This window comes from Nonomuraea jabiensis, from assembly GCF_014204795.1.
GTDB classification, from domain to species: domain Bacteria; phylum Actinomycetota; class Actinomycetes; order Streptosporangiales; family Streptosporangiaceae; genus Nonomuraea; species Nonomuraea jabiensis.
In genome coordinates, this window is the sequence record NZ_JACHMB010000001.1 from 3970613 (window position 1) to 3989975 (window position 19363).

23 protein-coding genes are annotated in these 19363 nt (G+C 70.0%); 11 read left to right on the forward strand and 12 right to left on the reverse strand.

Annotated elements, in window-relative coordinates:
- The first annotated feature begins 39 nt into the window (after positions 1-39).
- Together HD596_RS18210 and HD596_RS18215 are read left to right on the forward strand one after the other, a co-directional pair.
- Positions 40-591 carry a helix-turn-helix domain-containing protein gene (locus HD596_RS18210; protein WP_185070475.1) on the forward strand — a complete coding sequence of 184 codons (552 nt, stop codon included), beginning with the start codon at positions 40-42 and terminating at the stop codon, positions 589-591.
- Between the two features lie 148 nt (positions 592-739).
- Positions 740-1849: a serine hydrolase domain-containing protein gene (locus HD596_RS18215; protein ID WP_221519388.1), complete on the forward strand. Its 1110-nt coding sequence runs from the start codon at positions 740-742 to the stop codon at positions 1847-1849.
- A gap of 33 nt (positions 1850-1882) precedes the next feature.
- On the opposite strand, the gene HD596_RS18220 is transcribed toward HD596_RS18215, so the two are convergent.
- The 9 genes from HD596_RS18220 to HD596_RS18260 all read right to left on the reverse strand — a co-directional run bounded on the left by HD596_RS18220 (position 1883) and on the right by HD596_RS18260 (position 9438).
- A complete protein-coding gene (locus HD596_RS18220) occupies positions 1883-2386 on the reverse strand; it encodes a hypothetical protein (RefSeq protein ID WP_185070477.1) in 504 nt (167 codons plus the stop codon).
- Positions 2383-2970, reverse strand: a complete 588-nt coding sequence (locus HD596_RS18225; RefSeq protein ID WP_185070479.1) for an RNA polymerase sigma factor — start codon at positions 2968-2970, stop codon at positions 2383-2385. The genes HD596_RS18220 and HD596_RS18225 overlap by 4 nt, the downstream gene beginning before the upstream one ends.
- Positions 2971-3117: 147 nt before the next feature.
- Positions 3118-4296 (reverse strand): cytochrome P450, encoded by a 1179-nt coding sequence (locus HD596_RS18230; protein WP_446685873.1) that lies wholly within the window; start codon positions 4294-4296, stop codon positions 3118-3120.
- Between the two features lie 76 nt (positions 4297-4372).
- Positions 4373-4948, reverse strand: coding sequence for a TetR/AcrR family transcriptional regulator (locus tag HD596_RS64805; RefSeq protein WP_221519389.1), 576 nt, complete (start codon positions 4946-4948; stop codon positions 4373-4375).
- Between the two features lie 44 nt (positions 4949-4992).
- Positions 4993-5289, reverse strand: a complete 297-nt coding sequence (locus HD596_RS18240; RefSeq protein ID WP_185070481.1) for a hypothetical protein — start codon at positions 5287-5289, stop codon at positions 4993-4995.
- Positions 5290-5444: 155 nt separating this feature from the next.
- On the reverse strand, positions 5445-7061 hold the full coding sequence (locus HD596_RS18245; RefSeq protein WP_185070483.1) for a GMC oxidoreductase: 1617 nt from the start codon (positions 7059-7061) through the stop codon (positions 5445-5447).
- A gap of 23 nt (positions 7062-7084) precedes the next feature.
- Positions 7085-7585 carry a carboxymuconolactone decarboxylase family protein gene (locus HD596_RS18250; RefSeq protein WP_185070485.1) on the reverse strand — a complete coding sequence of 167 codons (501 nt, stop codon included), beginning with the start codon at positions 7583-7585 and terminating at the stop codon, positions 7085-7087.
- A complete protein-coding gene (locus HD596_RS18255) occupies positions 7582-8640 on the reverse strand; it encodes an NAD(P)H-dependent amine dehydrogenase family protein (RefSeq protein ID WP_185070487.1) in 1059 nt (352 codons plus the stop codon). Before HD596_RS18255 ends, HD596_RS18250 begins: the two co-directional genes overlap by 4 nt.
- A gap of 39 nt (positions 8641-8679) precedes the next feature.
- Positions 8680-9438, reverse strand: a complete 759-nt coding sequence (locus HD596_RS18260) for a class I SAM-dependent methyltransferase (RefSeq protein ID WP_185070489.1) — start codon at positions 9436-9438, stop codon at positions 8680-8682.
- Between the two features lie 72 nt (positions 9439-9510).
- Here HD596_RS18260 and HD596_RS18265 point away from each other — a divergent pair, with 72 nt between their 5' ends.
- Positions 9511-10080, forward strand: a complete 570-nt coding sequence (locus HD596_RS18265) for a CGNR zinc finger domain-containing protein (protein WP_185070491.1) — start codon at positions 9511-9513, stop codon at positions 10078-10080.
- Positions 10081-10299: 219 nt separating this feature from the next.
- Here HD596_RS18265 and HD596_RS18270 read toward each other — a convergent pair whose 3' ends face one another.
- Together HD596_RS18270 and HD596_RS18275 are read right to left on the reverse strand one after the other, a co-directional pair.
- Positions 10300-10668: a ClpX C4-type zinc finger protein gene (locus tag HD596_RS18270; RefSeq protein ID WP_185070492.1), complete on the reverse strand. Its 369-nt coding sequence runs from the start codon at positions 10666-10668 to the stop codon at positions 10300-10302.
- Between the two features lie 17 nt (positions 10669-10685).
- Positions 10686-11027, reverse strand: a complete 342-nt coding sequence (locus HD596_RS18275) for a hypothetical protein (RefSeq protein ID WP_185070493.1) — start codon at positions 11025-11027, stop codon at positions 10686-10688.
- Positions 11028-11353: 326 nt separating this feature from the next.
- On the opposite strand from HD596_RS18275, the gene HD596_RS18280 reads away from it, so the two are divergent.
- The 8 genes from HD596_RS18280 (at position 11354) to HD596_RS18315 (ending at position 18772) form a co-directional block, all read left to right on the forward strand.
- The gene (locus tag HD596_RS18280) at positions 11354-13168 is read left to right on the forward strand and encodes a glycosyltransferase family 2 protein (protein WP_185070494.1); all 1815 of its coding nucleotides are present in this window, start codon (positions 11354-11356) and stop codon (positions 13166-13168) included.
- 69 nt (positions 13169-13237) lie between these two features.
- A complete protein-coding gene (locus HD596_RS64810; RefSeq protein WP_185070496.1) occupies positions 13238-14239 on the forward strand; it encodes an energy-coupling factor ABC transporter permease in 1002 nt (333 codons plus the stop codon).
- 3 nt (positions 14240-14242) lie between these two features.
- Positions 14243-14998: a cobalt ECF transporter T component CbiQ gene (gene cbiQ / locus HD596_RS18290; protein ID WP_185070497.1), complete on the forward strand. Its 756-nt coding sequence runs from the start codon at positions 14243-14245 to the stop codon at positions 14996-14998.
- Positions 14992-15729 carry an energy-coupling factor ABC transporter ATP-binding protein gene (locus HD596_RS18295; protein WP_313044480.1) on the forward strand — a complete coding sequence of 246 codons (738 nt, stop codon included), beginning with the start codon at positions 14992-14994 and terminating at the stop codon, positions 15727-15729. Before cbiQ ends, HD596_RS18295 begins: the two co-directional genes overlap by 7 nt.
- Before the next feature lie 95 nt (positions 15730-15824).
- Entirely contained in the window at positions 15825-16163 is a 339-nt protein-coding gene (locus HD596_RS18300) for an STAS domain-containing protein (RefSeq protein WP_185070501.1), read from the forward strand.
- A 48-nt stretch (positions 16164-16211) separates the two neighbouring features.
- Positions 16212-16985, forward strand: a complete 774-nt coding sequence (locus HD596_RS18305; RefSeq protein ID WP_185070504.1) for an SDR family NAD(P)-dependent oxidoreductase — start codon at positions 16212-16214, stop codon at positions 16983-16985.
- Between the two features lie 7 nt (positions 16986-16992).
- Positions 16993-17757 (forward strand): crotonase/enoyl-CoA hydratase family protein, encoded by a 765-nt coding sequence (locus HD596_RS18310; protein WP_185070506.1) that lies wholly within the window; start codon positions 16993-16995, stop codon positions 17755-17757.
- A 391-nt stretch (positions 17758-18148) separates the two neighbouring features.
- Positions 18149-18772: a rhomboid family intramembrane serine protease gene (locus HD596_RS18315; protein WP_185070508.1), complete on the forward strand. Its 624-nt coding sequence runs from the start codon at positions 18149-18151 to the stop codon at positions 18770-18772.
- Between the two features lie 3 nt (positions 18773-18775).
- Here HD596_RS18315 and HD596_RS18320 read toward each other — a convergent pair whose 3' ends face one another.
- Positions 18776-19360, reverse strand: a complete 585-nt coding sequence (locus HD596_RS18320; RefSeq protein WP_246554541.1) for a TIGR00645 family protein — start codon at positions 19358-19360, stop codon at positions 18776-18778.
- Positions 19361-19363 lie beyond the last annotated feature (3 nt).

Below are 19363 nucleotides of genomic sequence, written 5' to 3' on the forward strand. Positions count from 1 at the left end.
CATTTTGGATAATGATATCTCATGTGAAATCGTTGGACCATGGACGCCGTTGAGCTGCTGCTGCACCCGGTACGGCTGCGCATCGTGCACGCCCTGTCGGCAGGACAGGTGCTGACGACCGCGCAGTTGTGCGCCCGCATGCCCGAGGTGTCGAAGGTGACCGTCTACCGGCAGGTCGCCCTGCTGGCCGAGGGCGGGTTCCTCGAAGTGGAGAGCGAGCAGCGGGTACGCGGCGCCGTCGAGCGCAGCTACCGGCTGCGCCAGGACCGGCCCGCGATCGACGCCGGCGCCGCGGCCGCGATGTCGCTCGACGATCATCGCCGTGGATTCGCCGCGGCGATGGCCGCCCTGATCGCCGAGTTCAACGCCTACCTGGACCGCGACGGCGCCGATCCGGTCGCCGACTCGGTGTCCTACCGGCAGGGCACGGTGTGGCTCAGCCCGGACGAGCTCGCCGAGATGCTCACCGACCTGCTCGCGGTGCTGCGGGGCCGGGTCGCCAACGCTCCCGCGCCGGGCCGCGCGCCGTACCTGCTCAGCGCGATCCTGTTCCCGGCCGAGCAGCCGCCCCCGGACGCCTCCAGCCGCTGAGGGTGGCCGAATGGCCTACTTCCCGGGACGGAGACCGCCGGCCGAGATCAGGGTTTGCGCGGGTGCCTTCTCCGATGCCGTACCACCCCGCCATGGCCGATCTTGATGTGGCGGAGGCCGAGAGGCGGGCTCCGGGAGGAGGAGCAGCGTGAAGGGGAAGAAGTACGTCAGCGTGGCCGTCGCGGCGGGTCTGATCGCGGCGGTGGCGGCGGCGCCCGCCGGGGCCGCCGCCGGCACGGCGGGCCCTCGTGGCCGGGCGGACCTGCAGGCGATGCTGGACAGGATCGTCGATGCCGGGGCGGTCGGGGTGATCGCCGAGGTACGCGACGGGAACAGGACCTGGCGCGGCACCAGCGGCCGGGCGCGGATCGGCAGGCCCCAGGCGGCTCCGGTGGACGGGCGGTTCCGGGCGGGGAGCGTGACCAAGTCGTTCACGGCGACCGTGGTGCTCCAACTCGTGGGCGAGGGCCGGCTGGAGCTGTCCGACAGCGTGGAGCAGTGGTTGCCCGGGCTCGTGGACAAGGGGGCCGACACCACGATCCGGCACCTTCTCCAGCACACCAGCGGCCTGCCCGAGTACACGACGGACATGTTCGACAAGTGGGGCATTCCCCAGGAGCGCTACCGCTCCTGGACGGCCAAGGAACTGGTGGACCGGGCGGGGAGGCTCCCGCGCGAGTTCCCGCCCGGGGACAGGTACGGCTACTCCAACACCAACTACATCGTGCTCGGCATGCTGATCGAGCGCGTCACCGGCAGGCCGTACGCGACGGAGGTCAGGGAGCGGATCCTGCGGCCGCTCGGCATGGGGCATACCCGCGTGCCGGGGACCTCGCCGGAGGTGCCCGGGCCGCACGCCCACGCGTACGTGCCGGTCACCAAGGGGGGCAAGGTCGTCCCGGTGGACGTCACGCGGTTCAATCCCACGATGGCCGGTGCGGCCGGGGGGATCATCTCGACGACGGAGGACCTCAACCGGTTCTTCCGCGCGCTGTTCCAGGGCAGGCTGCTCCCCGCTGCCCTGCTGAAGGAGATGAAGGACCCCGGCATGACCAAGAACGCGTACGGGTTGGGCCTGGAGATGGCGCCGTTGCCGTGCGGCACCGCGCTGGGGCACGGCGGGGGCGCCACGGGCTACCTCACGGTGGCGTTCAGCTCGGCGGACGGGTCGCGGCAGGTGGCTCTGTCGATCACCCCGTACTCGGGGGATCCCGAGAAGCCGGCCATGTCCCTGCTGACCTCCGCACTGTGCCCCTGAGGCGCGTTGCCAACAACCGGGGTGGGACCGCGGTCATGCCTCCAGCCGGCATGGTGTCCCTGCGTCGATGGCCTTTCGCGCCAGGTCTCCCGCCAGGTCCCCGGCATCGGCGACGGCGCGGGCCACGGTGACGATGAGCTCACCGAGGTGATGGTCGAAGGCCGGGGCTCCCACCAGGGCGACCGCCAGGACGCGGGCCAGGGCCACGTTGAGTGCCCGCAGGAGATCGGGCACCCGTCGCAGGTCCTCCGATCGGGCGTCGTCGAGCGCGCGATCCACGGCCTGCCGGAATTCGTACGCCCGGTCGGCGGCGAACGTGGCCGTGAGGCTCTCGGCGAGGACCTCGGTGTCGACGAGCCTGCGCGCGATCTCGCGCAGCCGAAGGTGGTCCGAGGAGATCGGCGCCTTCGCCGGCAGTGAGGCGGGAACGGAGACGGGGGCGGCGGTGGTGCTGACGTAGGTGAGCAGGTCGGTGTGGGCCAGCGAGAGAAGCTGATCAAGATCGTCGTCGCTGAGCGCCTCGTCATGCGTGGTCACTCGGACACCTGCTCTCGCCGGTGGCCGGACAGCTCTCGCTTCAGCATCGTGCGGGCCTCCTCGCGGATCACGGCGGACTCGTGCTCGGACATTCCCAGCGCGCGGGCGGCATAGGAATCGGGCAGGCCGCACACCGAGAATGCCATCGTCAGCCGCTGCTCGAACGGCAGTTTCCTGATCGCGGACAGTACGCGGGAGGTAAGCCCCATGAGACCCGCCAGCTCATCGCCCGGCGGATCCGGCTCCCGTTCGTCGGCGAGCGGGGCCAGCGCCTGGCGGTGGGGATGCCTGCCCGGCATGCGTAACCACGCGCTGACGGCCTCCAATCGCACCCAGCACGACTGGTCCGTGATCCTCTCCCATGAGCTCGGCTCCTGCAGCAACAGCTTCAGCCCTTTGTCGAAGGCCTCCTGAGCGGCGGCCTTGCCTTCCTCCATGGTGGCGCCCAGCCATATCAGAAAGCCGACCACCGGGAAGTACTCGCGGCCAGCGAAACCGACATAGTGGGCGTTCAGGGCCTTCGTTCGTTGATACGTAGCCGTCGGCGTATCCCCATGGGATTCCTGCGGCCCGACATTCGTCACGCGTCCGACTCCTTTCGAGAACAAGGAGATTGGCGGAGCATGGGCGAAGATCGGAAGTGACCAGTCGAGAGGACGGTGGGGGCGGGGTGGCACTTGGTGTCAGCGGGTTCACACCGAGGGGGAGGATCCTCCACCGCCCTCTCTCTGTCACCACGTGACGGGGAGCCGGTGCACGCCGTAGATGGTCATGTTCGTACGCATCGGCACCTCCTCCGGCGGCACCGCCAGCCGCAGGGCGGGGAAGCGCTCGAACAGCGCCCGGTACGCGATGCGCATCTCGATCCGGGCCAGCTGCTGGCCCAGGCACTGGTGGATGCCGTGGCCGAAGGACAGGTGCCCGGTCGGCGACGGACGGGTGACGTCGAGGGTCTCGGGATCCGGGAACCGTTCGGGGTCGCGGTTGGCGGCCGGGATCGACAACGTCACCACCTGGCCCTTCCTGATGGTCCGGCCGGCGATCTCGACGTCCTCCAGCGCGGCCCGCATCGGCCCGAGGTGGGGGACCGAGAGGTAGCGCAGCAGCTCCTCGACCGCGCCCTCCATCAGGGCCGGGTTCCCGCGCAGCGCGGCGAGCTGGTCCGGGTTCTCCAGGAGGACGTACGCGCCCAGGCCGAGCATGGCCGCCGTGGTCTCGTGACCGGCCACCAGGAGCAGCAGGGCGATCCCGGTGATCTCCTCCAGCGTCAGCTCGCCATCGGTGACGAGGCCGGTGAGCAGGTCGTTCGCCGGGTGTGCCCGTTTCGCCGCCGTGAGCTCGTACAGGTAGCCGAACAGCGAGGCCGCCGCGCCGGCGACCTCCTCCTTGGTGGATCCGTCGCGCAGGACGGTGGCGGAGTCGTGCTGGAACCGTGAGCGGTCGGCGGGCGGCACGCCCAGGAGCTCGCAGATCACCAGAGAGGGAACGGGCAAGGCGAACTCGCGTACCAGGTCGGCGGGCGCCCCGCCGCGTTCCATGGCATCGAGGACCTCGGCGGTGATCCGGCCGATCCGCGGCTCCAGGGCCTGCAGCCTGCGCACGGTGAACTGGGCGGTGAGCCGGCGACGCAAGCGGGTGTGGTCGGGCGGGTCCAGCTGCATGAAGAAGCCGGGAGGCTGGACGAAGCTCGCCAGATCGATGCCCTCCCAGGCGACGGGCCAGCGCAGGTGCTCCAGGCGGCTGCTGAACCGGGCGTCGGCCAGCACCGCCCGGGCGGCCGCGTGGCCGGTCACCAGCCAGCCGTCGTGACCGTCGGGGTAGCGCATGGGCTGGATGGGCGCCTCCGCGCGCCAGCGGCGCAGCTCTCGCGGAGGGTCGAACGGGGACGGGCGTTCCGTGGGGAAGGTGATGCTCACGCTCTTGCTCCTCTACACCTATAGAGCCTCTACGGATGTAGAGTAGCGAGGGAGCTCGGAGGTCCTGAGGTCAGCCCTCGCCGACGGTGGCGAGCAGCGCGCGGATCTTGGGGCGCAGGTCGGGGAGCTCGGCCGGGTCGCTGAGCAGGTGGTCGAGGAGCAGGCCGTCGCCGTACGCGATGAGGTCACGGGCCCACAGGTCGGCGTCGGGCACCCCGGAGCCGGCCAGCAGGCCGGTGATCAGGGCCCGTACGCGAGCGGCGCCGGCCAGGAGCGCCTCGCGCAGCTCCGGCCGCCGCGTGGCCTCCAGGGACAGCTCGTACCGGGCGAGCTGGCGGTCGCGGCTGGTGGTGAGCCACTCCCCGAGCAGCCAGGCCACGGCCTCGACCAGGCCGTCCTGCCCGATCATGAGGCCGGTCGGGGACGACTCCGCCCGCTCCTGCAGCGCGGCCAGGTCGGCGGCGGTGTGGTCGGCGAGCCGCTCGACCGTCGCCTGGAGCAGCGCCTGCCGGGTCCTGAAGTAGTAGGAGGTCGAGCCTTCCGGCAGGTCGGCCACCCGGTCGACGGCACGGTGGGTCAGGCCGCGCATGCCTTCCGCGGCGAGGAGCTCGATCGCCGCGTCGGCGATCTCCTGTCGTCTCGACACGGGCCGAGTCTAGTGACGGCCCGCCGTGCGGGCGGGCCGGTGGTTCACCGTACGGGGACGCCGAGTTCGCGGCCCTGGTAGAAGCCTTCGCGCTCGTCGAGGACGTAGGGGCTCATGATCTCGCGGCGCCGGTTCTCGGCCTCGGAGCTCCGCCAGGAGTCGCAGGTCTCCTTGGAGTCCCAGAACGACACCCCGGTGATCTCCTGCCCGTCCTCCGACCAGTACGCGTACGCGTGGCGCAGGCCCTCCGGGTATGGGTCCGGGCGCCAGGCCCTTTCGAACTCCTCCAGCGTCCCCGGCCTGATGCGGCGCGTCGTCACCCAGACGAAGTGCTCTCTCATCGCAGCCTCCTCAGCGGCTTTCATTCCACCATAGGCGCCCGGGGCGGCGATATAAGGGAAAATATCGGCGTAAAAGGCTGCTGTTTCCATGCCGTGCCATGGGATTTGCTTGACGATCGCCTGCGAGGCCCGCAGAGATGCGGGCCTCGAGTCTTTCACAGATCAGTGGCGATGATTTTCTCGATGTTCCGCTCGGCCAGGGCCGTGATGGTGACGAACGGGTTGACACTGGTGTTGCCCGGGATCAGCGCCCCGTCGATGACGTACAGGCCGGGGTAGGCGGTCAGGCGCCCGTAGTTGTCGGTCGCCCTGTTCAGGACCGCGCCCCCGAGCGGGTGGTACGTCAGATGGTCGCCCCAGATCTTGTAGACGCCGAACAAATCGGTCCGGTAAATCGTCCCCTCTTTCGCGTTGATTTTGTCGAAAATAGTCTTCGCCATGTCGATGCCCGGCTGTTTCCAGGCCGTCTGCCAGTTCAGGTCCACCTTTCCCGTCGCGGCGTTCCAGGTGAACTGGGCCCGGTTCGGGTTCTTGGTGATGGACAGATAGAACGACGCGAAGGTCTCGATCCCGGTGGGCAGCGGGGCGATTTCCGCGAAGGCGCCGCCCGCGGCCCAGTTGTCGATGCCGCAGCACGGGATGGACGACTGGAGCGCTCCGGTCGGGTCCCAGAGGTGGTTGGCACGGCCGCACATGACGTTGCCGTTGTCGCCCCAGCCCTTGCCGATCTCGCCGTTCAGGTTGGGCAGCGCGCCGGTGGCCTTCAGCTTGACCAGCAACTTGCTGGTGCCGACGCTGCCGGCCGCGAAGAACACCCGGTCCGCGGTCACGGTCTTGGTGGCCGTGGCGTCGCCGCTCGTGTTCAGCTGCTCGATGGTCACCGTGTAGGCGCCGCCGGACGCGGGGTTGACCGAGGTCACCCGGTGCAGGGGGGAGACGGTGACCCGGCCGGTGGCCGCGGCGCGGGCGAGGTACGTCTTCTGCAGGGATTTCTTGCCGTAGTTGTTGCCGTACAGGATCTCGCCGGCCAGGGCCGACTTGGTGACCGTGCCGGCGGCCTCCTGCTCCATGTAGTCCCAGTCGTACACGTCCGGCACGAAGGTGAACGGGAAGCCGGAGCGCTGGGCGTGCTTGCGGCCCACGCGGGCGTACTGGTAGCAGTCGGTGGAGTCGAACCAGGCGGGGTCCACGGTGCCGACGCCGAGGCCGGCGTTCGCGCGGGGGTAGTAGGTGTCGTACATCTCGGCGGGGTTGACCGAGGGGAGGATGGCGGCGAAGTTCTCGCGCTTGGGGGTGACGGCCATGCCGCCGTTCACCAGCGAGCCGCCGCCGACGCCGCGCCCCTGGTAGACCGTGATGCCGCTGAACTCCTCGGCGTCCAGCACGCCGGTGTAGCGAGGGATGTCCCGGTCGATGGGGAAGCCGAGGAAGTAGTTGAGCGGGGCCTTCGTCCGGGTGCGGAGCCAGTAGGAGCGGTTGTCCGGCTGGAGCGTGTTGCAGAAGATCTTGCCATCGGAGCCGGGGGTGTCCCAGGCCATGCCCATCTCGATCATGTGGACGTTGACCCCAGCCTGGGCCAGGCGCAGGGCGGCCACCGAGCCGCCGTACCCGGTGCCGATGACCAGGGCCGGCACGTGGGCCCCGTCGGCGATCGGACCGGCAGCGGCGGCGGCCGGGCGGGCGAGGGCCGCCGCGCCCAGGAGGGATCCGGTTCCGATGAGGAAGCCGCGGCGGGAGAGGTCGGGGGTCGAGGTCTTTCCGGTGCTGCGCATGCGATCCCTCACTTCGTGAGTTCTCATAATCGGGGGGTGGGCGATGAGCCGCCGGTCAGCGTGCATGCGGTGTCGAGGCCCAGTACGTGGTTGAGGCGGCCGAACGCCAGCCACGAGCCGAGGCACATGCTCAGCTCCACGATCTCGAGCTGGCTGTAGTGCGCCGTCATCCGGGCCCAGAACTCCTCGTCCAGGCCGTGGTGGTCCAGGGCGTACCGCTCGGCGTACTCGGCCGCCAGGCGGGTGCGGTCGTCGAACGCGTCGGTCGTGCGCCACTGCGTGACCGCGTCGGCGAACGTGTCCTCGACCTTCTGCCCGTCCCGCTCCGTACGCCAGTCGAGGCAGAAGGCGCACCCGTTGATCTGCGCGATCCGCAGCCGCGCGGCCTCGAACTCGCGCAGTCCGAGGGTCGTGTGGGTGTACACCGACATCGAGAACTTCGAGGCGGCGATCCCGATGCCGGGGACCATCTCGCCCCACACGTACGAGATCGGGTCCTTGCCTGCGGGAATGTCGATGTTCACGGTCGTTCTCCTCCGAGTCTGCCGGGGCGCAGCGGGACGTCGAGCGCGTCGTACAGCCCGGGTCCGGCGTCCACGAGCCAGTCGATGGCGCCCACCAGGCGGGCGACCGCGGTGGCGTTGCCTCCGGCGGACAGGTTGCCGCCCTCGTCCGTGGCCTCCACCGTGACCTCGATGCGGGGCCGGCCCTCGATGATCACGCGGTGCGCGCCCACGCCGTTCGGAGGCGTCGGCCAGTCGGGCGCGCAGGACGGATGGATGCGGGTGACGTGCTCGACGACGATGCGGGGCTCGCCCCCGACGATGCCCTGCACCTCGAACCGCACCGCGCCCTGCGTTCCCGCCTCGAACTCGCCCACCGTGGCGTCCAGCGCGCGCCGGTCCCGGGTCTCGCGGATCTCGTCGAGCCCGACGCCGAGCGCCCTGGCCATCAGCCGTACCTGGCCGCCCCACACCATGGTCGGGACGGTCGGCGCGATCATCGGCGGCTCGTAGTCCATCGGCTGGCCCATGCCGACCAGGTACCGGACGGAGTCGGGCTGGTCGTAGGTGGAGTAGTCGAAGATCTCCTGGCAGCGGATCGCGTCGATGGTGGAGCCGAGCCCGCTGATCAGCAACGGCAGCACGTCGTTGCCCCAGCCCGGGTCGATCCCCGACACGAACAGCGAGCCGCCGCCCTCGCCGATGGCCGCCAGCACCGGCTCGCGCAGCTCGGGCGGGGCGTTGAGCTGGTCGTAGAGCGCGTAGAGGGAGGGGGTGACGACGACGGCTCCGGCGCGGATCGCCCTGGTCACGTCGGCGAGGGCGTCCTGCGGGCGCAGGTCGCCGGAGGCCGCGTAGACCACCGCGCGGGGGCTCGCGCCCAGCACGGCGTCGACGTCGTCGGTGGCGGCGACCCCGAGCTGGTGGCCGAGCCCGCCGAGGTCGCCGGCGTCCCTGCCGACCTTGTCCGGATCGTGGACGAGTACGGCTGTGAGCTTCAGCCCCGGATGGGCCTCGACCGCACGGATGGCCGCGCGGCCGACGTTGCCCGTGCCCCAGACAACCGTGGACATCATGGGCGGAGCGTAGCAAGCGCTTGGTTAGTCGTACAGAGGTCAGCTCCGCACGGCGCACAGCAGGCGGTTGTTGCCCCGCTGCCAGAGCGTGCCGACCTCCGCGAACCCGGCCTCCCGGAGCGCCTCGACGTGGTGCGACAGCAGGTGCGACTCCGAGCCGTGGTGCGAGGCCCCGGCCGTGGTCCGGCGCGCCTCGTTGAGCTCGGCGAAGGCCGGGTCCGCCTCGATCGCGTCCCACCAGGCCCGCCAGTCCTCCGGCGGGTTCGCGCCGAAGGCCCGCTCCGTCTCCCTGTCGTGGACGGCGCGCTCGAGGCGGGCCAGGGCCGGGGTGGCGTCGTCGGTGTCCATGTGGTCGCCGTTGAGCAGCAGCCCGCCGGGCCGCAGCACGCTCGCCACCTCGCCGTACACGCTCTTGAGGTCGGCGGCGGAGATCCAGTGCAGCGCCGTCGTGCTGATCGCGGCGTCGGCGGGCCCCTCCAGCCCGAGCAGCTCCGTCCAGCCGGCCGTACGCAGGTCCGCCGAGACGAACGTCAACCGCGGGTACGCGGCCCGCCCGAGCCCGAGCAGCAGCGGGTCGGCGTCCACCGAGATCACCTTCGCCTTGGGCAGGCGGTCGAGCAGCCGGGCCGACAGGGATCCCGGGCCGCAGCCCAGGTCGATCACCACGGGGTCCGGCCGGTCCAGTGCCTCCACGGCGTCGATCAGGGCGGTGAAACGCTCCTCGCGGTCGGGCAGGTAGCCCTCCTGCTGGCGGTCCCAGCGCGCGATCCACTGCGATGCGGCATCGTGAGTGAGCACGTACGTCTCCTTGTGACTGTCATTTATACTTTGGACAGTTACAAGCTAGAACATGAAGGTGTAACCGGTCAATTGGATTACAACAGTCACACGGATGGCGTGGTCAGGGCCACGGTGGCGATGGTCAACGCGCTGACCCCCGGCGAGCAGCGGGGACGCGCGTATCCGGCGCCGGGCAGCCCCGGCGCCGCCGCCACCGGGAGCCTGCGTACGGTCTATCCGGATCAGCGCGAGGTCACCGACGCGGAGGGCGCCGAGCTGGTGGCGGTGGCCGCCCGCCTGCGGACGGTCTTCGCCGCCGTGGCCGCCGGCGACATCGACGCCGCCGCCACCGAGGTCAACGCGCTATTGGAGGAGAGCCACGCCAGGCCGATGCTGGAGCGGCACGACGGCGAGCCCTGGCACCTGCACTTCCACGGCCCGGGCGGCACGCTGGCAGGTGAGTGGGCGGCGAGCTGCGCCACCGGGCTGGCGATCGTGCTGGGCAGCGAGTTCAGCGACCGCCTGGGGGTCTGCACCGCGCCGCACTGCGACCGGGTCTACGTGGACGTCTCGCGCAACGGCACCCGGAGGTTCTGCTCCACGGCCTGCCAGAACCGCGTCAAGACAGCCGCCTTCCGCGCCAGGAGCCGGGCCGACTGACGGGTGGCAAGCCGGCCCCCTGCTCCAGCTCCCCGGTACGCCGGGGAGCTGGAGCCCGTTCATTGGGCAGTGAGCCGCTCTGCCTCTTCGTGCAGCGCCAGGATCAGGATCAGTTCGAGCTGGAGCTCCTCCAGATCGGGCGCCGTGAGACCGTGTAGGACGCGCATGTGGGGCCTCCCTGACCATAAGACGTCCCACAGGTCACAACGGTTCACCTTTTCAGGTCTCGCTCCTGAACCGTTCCCACGCCGATTGCCGCGTCATGCCGAGCGAGACGCCGATGCGCTCCCAGCTGACGTCCCTGGTGCGAAGGTGCGCCACCCAGTCGCGCAGGTTGTCGTCCACCTGTGCCTGCACGGCGGCGATTTTCGGAAGATGCTCGAGTATTTGCTCCTCTGTCATGGACTCCCACATCGGGAGGCGGGGTTCGGTAGAGGTGGCGAGGCGCTCCTGGGCGAGGATGTCATTGCACAGTTCGATGCATTGGTCGCAAATGTGCACACCGGGACCGGCAATCATCTTCTTCACCTCCGCGCTCTTCTTGTGGCAGAAAGAGCAGCGGATCTTGTCCTTCCAGTCGTCAGGCATGGCCTGACGCTATCTCGTCAGGCGGCACCTGACAACCCCATCTGCTCCCGCAGGATGGCCTGGCGCTCTTCGGCGATCTTGCGACAGATCGTCACGTACGCGCTCAGCACCTTGCCGTACATCCCGCGCGCCTGTTCCAGCTGGGCGCGCAACTCCAGGACGCGGTCGGTGTCGCCGCGTTGCTCGGCCTCCGCCAGCAAGGTCCGTGCCTCGTCCACGATCTCCTCGGCGCGCAACCTCGTACGGCGGAGCACGGCGGAGCACTGATGCAGCTCTTCCAAGCGAGCCGCGAAGACGATGAACTCGGCAGAGTGCACGGGCGAGTCGTCCGACGCCCGCCTGCAGAGATCCGATGCCATTTCCCGCCACCTCCCGGTCAAGGTTGCCTAACTGTAGACGCGCAAGCCCCTCGGGCGGATCACCGGCGAAGGTCCGGGGGTAGCTGAATGATCCTGGCAGGGAGGTTTCTATTCCTCGGTAGGAAAACCTCATTCCTGAAACTCATTCGGTCCAGGATAAATGTGGTACTGCCAGGGCCTATTAGTGGAATGCCGTATTTCTCCGTTGGCTGCAAAAGGCATGGGTGAAGACATACGATCGGCCCTCGCGGAGGCCGGGACTCGTCACATACTGAAGCGGGACGGCAGCACAACGTGACTCTCTGGAGTGGTGGCGGTGGTGGCGGATGTCTGAAACGGGGAACGGTGACGACGCGGTCGACGTGAGCGTCGTCATCCCTGCCCACAACTGCCGGGCCTACCTCGACAGATGCCTCACCTCCGTGCTCGTGCAGCGCGTGAAGAAGGAGATCGTCGTCGTCGACGACGGCTCCACGGACGGCAGCGCCGAGCTCCTCGACCTCTACGCCGCCTATCACCGGGCCAGCGTCAAGGTCGTCCACATCGACGGCAGCGGCGGCGCGGGCCGGCCGCGCAACATCGGCATCGAGCACGCCTCGGGCCGGTACGTGTTCTTCTGCGACGCCGACGACTACCTCGGCCCCGAGGCCCTGGAGCGCATGGTCGCCATGGCCGACAGGAACGGCTCCGACATCGTCCTCGGCAAGATCGTGGGCCACGGCAGGCGGGCGCCGGTGTCGATGTTCCAGCAGAGCGCCGACCGGGTGACCATCGGCGACAGCAACGTCTACAACAGCCTGTGCTGCTTCAAGCTGTTCAGGAGGGAGCTGCTCGAACGCCACCGCATCAGGTTCGGCGAGGGCATGCTCGTGGGCGAGGACATCCTCTTCACCGTGCACGCCTTCTGCCACGCCGGGGCCGTCTCCGTGGTGGCCGACTACGACTGCTACCACCTGGTGTCCAGGCCCGACGGCACCAGCATCATGCAGCAAAACGGCAGCAGGGACCCGCTCGCCTGGCTCGCCATGATCAGGGCGCCGATCCGGCTCATGGCCGCCCACGTCGAGCCCGGCCCGCTCCGCGACCACCTGTTGCGCCGGCACTTCAGGCTGGACGTGTTCGCGCAGCTCGGGCAGGTGTTCCTGGAGAGCGACGACGTGCGGCGCAAGGACATCGCGCGGGAGGTGGCCGCCCTGTGCGACGAGTGGTACACCCCCGGCGTGCACGAGCTGCTCAACAACGTCGACAGGCAGCGGGTGGCGGCGCTCGACGACATCGACCGCCTCGTGCGCCTGGCCCGCATCGAGAACGCCGCCGTGCGGCGCAGGCTGACCGGGCTGTGCTGGGACGGCGACACCCTCGTGGTGACCGGATCGGCCGGGCTCGACGGCATCGGCGGGGACGGCGCCCTGGCCGTGGTGCTGCGCGCGCGGCACGACCCGGCCGCCGAGGTGGTCGTCCCGGCCGAGCGCAAGGACAGCGAGTTCACCGCGCGGGTGGAGGCGGCCGCGCTCGGCTCGGGGATCTGGGACCTGCGGGTGGCGGTCGAGGTCGAAGGCGTGGTACGGCTCGGCAGGCTCGGGGCCGAACGCGACAGCGGCGTCAACCGCCCGCCACCCCGACTGATCGGCGCCGCCGTCGCCCTGCCGTACTTCACCAGGGACAACGGCAACCTCAGCATCGACGTCGGCGGCCACGTGGTCGGGGTGCCCGGCTCGGTGCGGCTCATCAGGACGAGGTGGGCGCTGGGGCACCGGCTGATCGTCGACGGCGAGGTCCGCGTCGCGGGCGCCGTCCCCGCCGCCTCGGCGGTCAAGCGGATCGTCTGGCGCGAGCGGCGCAGCGGCCGTGAGCGGGCCGAGCGGGCCGTGGCGCTGCCCGGCGGCGGTTTCGTGGCCCGGCTCGGGGTGGGCTGGCTGCCGCCCGGCACGTGGGACGCGTACCTGGAGCTGGATCTGGGCGGGCCGCCCGCGCGGTTCAGGATCGAGACCGACGCCGAGACGGTGGCGGCGCCGCGCCGGTGGTGGGGCGCGGCCGTGCTCAGGAGCGTGCGGCCGTACGCGACCTCGGGGAAGGGGCGGCTGAGCACCGTGGTGCGGCGGCTCACGGCGAGGATGATCATCAGGAGAATCATGCGCTAATGCCACCCATATGCAGGTGCAAGTCGATGTCCTAAAGTAGGACCGTTTGCTCTTGCAGGAGGTGTGCCGGTGCACGTACCAGATGGCTTCTTCAACGCGGCGACGTCCATCTCGGCCGGGGTGGTGGCGGCGGCCGGGGTCACCGTCTGCCTGCGCGGGGCGCGGCGCGAGCTCGACGACCGGACCGCTCCCATGGCCGGGCTCGTCGCGGCCTTCATCTTCGCCGTGCAGATGCTCAACTTCCCCGTCGCCGCCGGCACCAGCGGCCACCTGCTGGGCGGTGCGCTGGCCGCGATACTCGTCGGGCCGTACACGGGTGTGCTGTGCATGGCCGTGGTCCTCCTCGTGCAGGGGGTGTTCTTCGCCGACGGCGGGCTGACCGCGCTCGGCGTCAACATCACGATCATGGGCATCGTCACCGTGGTGGTCGGCTGGGGGATCTTCCGGGCGGTGGCGGGGCTGTCCAGGGGACGCGTGACGGTGGCGGCGTTCCTGGCGGCGCTGGTGTCGGTGCCGGCCTCCGCGCTGGCGTTCACGCTGCTGTTCTGGATCGGGGGGACCGCGCCGATCGAGGTGGGCGCGGTGGCGGCGGCCATGGGAGGCGTGCACGTCCTGATCGGGATCGGCGAGGCGGTGATCACGGCCGTGACCGTCGGCGCGGTCCTGGCCGTGCGGCCCGACCTCGTGTACGGCGCCCGCGGCCTGACCAGGCCCCTGGTCCTGCGCGACGCCGATGGCGCGACCACCACCGTGGGCGGGCAGGAGCAGCCGGCCGCCGCGCCCGGCAGGCTCAAGCCGTTCCTGCTCGGAGGGGTCGGCCTGACGCTGGTCCTGGCCGGGGTCGTGTCGTTCTTCGCCTCGTCCTCGCCCGACGGGCTGGAGGCGGTCGCCGAGAACAAGGGCTTCCTCGGCCAGGCGTCCGACCACCTGGTGACGTGGGGGCTGGCCGACTACGGCGAGGTGGGCGGCATCCCCGTCGGCGTGGCCGGGATCATCGGCGTCGGGCTCGTGCTGCTCATCGCCGGGGCCGTGGCGTACGCCGCCCGCGGCCGCGACACGGCCAAGGTGTGACGCGTGGGCGCGGGGCACCATCACCAGCTCTACCTGCCGGGCGACTCGGTCGTGCACCGGCTGCCGCCGCAGTGCAAGCTGCTGGCCGTCTTCGCCTTCGCGATCGTGGTGGTGGCCACGCCGAGGGAGCGGTTCTGGGCGTTCGCGGTCTACGCCGCCCTGCTGGGAGCCGTGGCGGTGGCCGCGCGGGTGCCGCTGGCGTACGTGCTGCGGCGGATGGTGATCGAGGTGCCCTTCGTGCTGTTCGCCTTCCTCATCCCGGTCATCGGGCTGGGGGAGCGGACGACGGTCCTGGGGGTCTCGCTGAGCGTGCCCGGCCTCTGGGCGGCCTGGAACATCCTGGCCAAGGCCACGCTCGGCGTGATCGCCTCCATCCTGCTCGCGGCCACCACCGAGCCGCGGGTGATCCTGATCGGCGCCCAGCGGCTGCGGCTGCCGGCCCTGCTGGTGCAGATCGCCATGTTCATGCTGAGATACATGGACGTGATCGTGGACGAGATGCGGCGGATGCGGGTGGCCAGGGAGTCGCGCGGCTTCGAGGCGCGTGACCTGCGGCACGTCCCGGTGATCGCCCGGTCCGCCGGGGCGCTGTTCATCCGTTCGTACGAGCGGGGCGAGCGCGTGCATCTGGCCATGCTCAGCCGGGGATACACCGGCAAGATGCCGATAATTCAAGATATTTCGGCATCTGTACGCCAATGGGGCATCGCTCTGGCTCTGCCGGCCGTGGCCCTCGCAGTATGGGGACTCTCGTGGTGAACTCTCTCGACGTCAGCCGGCTCGCCTACGCCTATCCCGACGGCACGCAGGCGCTGTTCGGCGTGGACCTGTCGATCTCCCGCGGCGAGCGCGTGGCCCTGCTCGGCCCCAACGGCGCCGGCAAGACCACCCTCGTCATGCATCTCAACGGCATCCTCACCCCGGGACACGGCACCGTCACCGTGGCCGGCACGCCGGTGCGCAAGGACACGCTCAAGGAGGTCAGGCAGCGCGTCGGCCTGGTCTTCCAGGACCCGGACGACCAGCTCTTCATGCCCACGGTCAGGGACGACGTCGCCTTCGGCCCGGCCAACGCGGGCGTGCGGGGCGAGGACCTCGACCGCGTGGTCAAGGACGCGCTGGAGCGGGTCGGCATGCTGGAGGCCATCGACCGGCCGCCGCACCACCTGTCGTTCGGGCAGCGGCGCCGGGTGGCGGTGGCGACCGTGCTGGCCATGGCGCCGGAGATCCTGGTGCTCGACGAGCCCTCGTCCAACCTCGACCCGGCCGCCCGCAGGGAGCTGGCCGAGATCCTGCGCTCGCTCGACGTGACGGTGCTCATGGTCACGCACGACCTTCCGTACGCGCTGGAATTGTGTGAACGTTCACTGATCCTTTCCGGTGGCGTGATCGCCGCCGACGGCCCCACGCGTGAGCTGCTCTCGAACGCGGAACTGCTGGCCGAGCACCGCTTGGAGCTCCCATACGGGTTCGCGATCCCTGCGGTGTGAGGGCATTTATCCGCCTCCCGTCCGCCTCTTCATAGTTTGTGCATGCCCGGGACCCGGGGATGTCGAAGTACAGTGGCTCATCGAGGAGGGGCCAAATGAAGCTGCGGCTTGCGCGACACGCCCTTGGTGATGCCGTGGTGGTGGCCGTTGAGGGAGAGCTTGACCTGTTCACCGCACCGTTCCTGCGCGACGAGGTGCGTGACGCGATCAAGCAGGACAGCGCCAGGCTGGTGCTCGACCTGCAGCAGCTGTCGTTCATGGACTCCAGCGGCCTGTCGGTGCTGATCGAGGCCTGGCGGCTGGCGACGGGCGAGGGCGGCGGCGTGTCCCTGGCGGCGCCCCAGGCGCCCGTGGCGCGCATTCTCCGTACGACGGGGCTCGACCGGCGCATCAAGGTCTACGCCGACGTCGACAGCGCTGTGGGTGAGATTTGACGCCCCCCGAGTAGAACTTCATTCGGTCGGCGGGTTAGGGTCCGGGATATGGACGTGAACGGATCTGCAGCAATCATCTCCGGCGGCGCCAGCGGCCTCGGCGAGGCCACGGCCCGCGAGCTGGCCCGCGCGGGCGCCACGGTGGTCGTCGCCGACCTCAACGAGGAGCGCGGCAAGAGCGTCGCCGACGAGATCGGCGGGGTGTTCGTCAAGACCGACGTGTCGGACGACGAGCAGGTGCAGGCGGCCGTGGACGCGGCGGTGGCCACCGGCAAGCCGCTGCGCGTGGTGGTCAACAGCGCCGGCATCGGCTGGGCCGAGCGCACGGTCAACCGTGACGGCAGCCCGCACAACCCGGCCACGTACCGCAAGGTCATCGAGGTCAACCTGATCGGCACGTTCAACCTCATGCGCATCGGCGCCGCGGCGATCGCCAAGGCGGAGCCGGCCGACGCCGACGGGCAGCGGGGCGTGGTGATCAACACGGCCTCCGTGGCGGCGCTGGAGGGCCAGACGGGGCAGCTGGCGTACTCGGCCTCCAAGGGAGGCATCGTGGGCATGACGGTGCCCGCGGCACGCGACCTGGCCGCGATCGGCGTGCGGGTCAACACGATCTGCCCGGGCATCATCGACACGCCCATCTACGGCTTCACGCCGGACTCGGAGGAGTTCAAGGCCAAGCTCGTGGCGCCGGTGGTGTTCCCCAAGCGCATGGGGCGGGCCGACGAGTTCGCGCACCTGGTGCACTCGCTGATCCAGAACGACTACATGAACGCCGAGGTCATCCGCTTCGACGGCGGCATCCGCTTCCAGCCCAAGTGAGGTCTCGTTGTCTGACGAAGTGCTCGTCGAGGAATCCGAGAACGTCGCCGTAATCACGATAAATCGCCCTAAAGCGAGGAACGCCATCAACGGGGCGGTGGCGCGGGGGATCGCCGAGGCGCTGGACGCGCTCGACGCCCGCCCTGACATTTCCGCCTATGTCCTGACCGGTGCCGGCGGCACCTTCTCCGCCGGCATGGACCTCAAGGGGTTCCTGTCCGGCGACTTCCCGGTGGTCGAGGGGCGCGGCTTCGGCGGGCTCACCGAGTCGCCGCCGAAGAAGCCGCTGGTGGCCGCCGTGGAGGGGTACGCGCTCGCGGGCGGGTTCGAGCTGGCGCTGTCGTGCGACGTCATCGTGGCGTCGTCGGAGGCCAAGTTCGGCCTGCCGGAGCCCAAGCGCGGGCTGGTGGCGGGCGCGGGCGGCGTCATGCGGCTGCCGCGCCGGATCCCGTACCACGTGGCCATGGAGATCGCCCTGACCGGCGACCACTATCCGGCGGCGCGGCTGTACGAGCTCGGGTTGGTCAACCGGATCACCGTGCCGGGGGAGGCGCTGGAGGGGGCGCTGGAGCTGGCCCGCAAGATCGCCGCCAACGCGCCGCTGGCGCTCGCCGCGACCAAGAAGGTGATCATCGAGTCGCAGGACTGGTCGCTGGAGGAGATGTTCGCCAAGCAGGGGGCGATCGTCGGGCCGGTGTTCGGCTCGAAGGACGCCATGGAGGGCGCGGCCGCCTTCGCCGAGAAGCGCGCCCCCCGCTGGACGGGCGAGTAACCACCCGGCGCCAGGCCTCTTACGGGCGGGAGAGCCCACCGCACTGGCTCTCCCGCCCGGGTGCCCGCCACCGGACGCCCCTCACCCGCCCTACGACGCCGCCCCGCTCCTTCCCGACGACCCTCAGCCCGCCACTACCTCCCGAAGGCCTTCACCCCGCCGCTCGACGGCGCTCAGCCCACCGCTCCGCTGCCCGACGGCGCTCAGCCGCCGAGGGACCCCAGCCCGCTTTGCACCGATGCTTGCATGCGCCCGGCCGCCGTGCGCGGGGACGGGGCGGCCCGCCTCTCTTCCGACGGACCCCCGGATTCCGTCAGGGGCGGCTTTTAGCGCGTGCATAAGTGTTCCTGGCTACGGTAAAGAAAGAGAAGGCAACGTACCGGGAGAGCGCATGAGCGACTATTCGGGTCACAGGTTCGAGTCGGCCAAGCGTGGCGCCGGGGCGCTCCTGTCCGGTGCGCTGAGCGCGCTCGCCGTCGTGGTCGCCATGCTGGCCGTGATGTGGGTCGTCGAGGGCGTCGACTTCGTGCTGAACGGCAGGCTCGACCGCGAGTTCGGCATCATCGGCTGGGAGCCCGACGGCCTGATCGGCATCCTGTTCGCCCCGTTCCTGCACGGCGGCTTCGGCCATCTCATGGCCAACTCGCTCCCGCTGCTGGTCCTCGGCTTCCTGGCCGGCCTGCGTGACCTGCGCAAGTTCCTGTGGGCCAGCGTGCTGATCATCCTCATCGGCGGCCTCGGCACCTGGCTGACCAGCCCCAACGTCTACACGGTCGGCGCCAGCGGCCTGATCTTCGGCTACTTCGGGTTCATCCTGGCCCGCGGCCTGTTCGACCGCAGGCTGCTCGACATCGTCATCGCCATCGGCGTGGGCTTCGCGTACTGGGGGATCCTGGCGGGCCTGCTGCCCAACCAGCAGGGCATCTCCTGGCAGGGCCACCTGTTCGGGCTCATCGGCGGCGTGGTGGCCGGCTGGGTGCTGCGCCGCAAGCGCCGCGAGATCCCGGCGTACTGAGGGTCAGAGATGTGACCGCGTGTGCTCCGCCGGGGAGGTGGACAGCAGGCGGTCGATGTAGGCGAGGCCGATGGCCGAGGCCACGAAGGCCAGGTGCATGATCGTCTGCCACATGATCTTGTCGTTGGGCGTCGACTGGGCCCTGATGAACGTCTGCAGCAGGTGCACCGACGAGATGCCGATGATGGCCGTGGCCAGCTTGACCTTCAGCACGTTGGCGTTGACGTGGGAGAGCCACTCGGGCTCGTCGGGATGGTCGTTGAGGTTGATGCGGGAGACGAAGGTCTCGTAACCGCCGATGATCACCATGATCAGCAAGTTGGAGATCATCACCACGTCGATGAGCGCCAGGACCGTGAGCATGACCACGACCTCGGGCGTCGGCGTCGTCGAGGTGACCGGGGCGGTGTGCAGGAACACCGTCTCGATCAGGTGCCACAGTTCCAGCGCGAACTGCCAGACGTAGACCGCCTGGGCCACGATGAGGCCCAGATAGAGCGGGACCTGGAGCCAGCGGCTGGCGAACATCAGATAGCCGAGGCTCTTCGGCCGCGAGATGCCCTGGCCGGATCTGACTTTTTCGGGCAACAA

Coding starts and splice junctions, on each gene's coding strand:
- HD596_RS18280 (WP_185070494.1), top strand. CDS start 11,354: ATGTCTGAAACGGGGAACGGTGACGACGCGGTCGACGTGAGCGTCGTC.
- HD596_RS18210 (WP_185070475.1), top strand. CDS start 40: ATGGACGCCGTTGAGCTGCTGCTGCACCCGGTACGGCTGCGCATCGTG.
- HD596_RS18255 (WP_185070487.1), bottom strand. CDS start 8,640: ATGATGTCCACGGTTGTCTGGGGCACGGGCAACGTCGGCCGCGCGGCC.
- HD596_RS18300 (WP_185070501.1), top strand. CDS start 15,825: ATGAAGCTGCGGCTTGCGCGACACGCCCTTGGTGATGCCGTGGTGGTG.
- HD596_RS18305 (WP_185070504.1), top strand. CDS start 16,212: ATGGACGTGAACGGATCTGCAGCAATCATCTCCGGCGGCGCCAGCGGC.
- HD596_RS18275 (WP_185070493.1), bottom strand. CDS start 11,027: ATGGCATCGGATCTCTGCAGGCGGGCGTCGGACGACTCGCCCGTGCAC.
- HD596_RS18315 (WP_185070508.1), top strand. CDS start 18,149: ATGAGCGACTATTCGGGTCACAGGTTCGAGTCGGCCAAGCGTGGCGCC.
- HD596_RS18245 (WP_185070483.1), bottom strand. CDS start 7,061: ATGCGCAGCACCGGAAAGACCTCGACCCCCGACCTCTCCCGCCGCGGC.
- HD596_RS18240 (WP_185070481.1), bottom strand. CDS start 5,289: ATGAGAGAGCACTTCGTCTGGGTGACGACGCGCCGCATCAGGCCGGGG.
- HD596_RS18270 (WP_185070492.1), bottom strand. CDS start 10,668: ATGCCTGACGACTGGAAGGACAAGATCCGCTGCTCTTTCTGCCACAAG.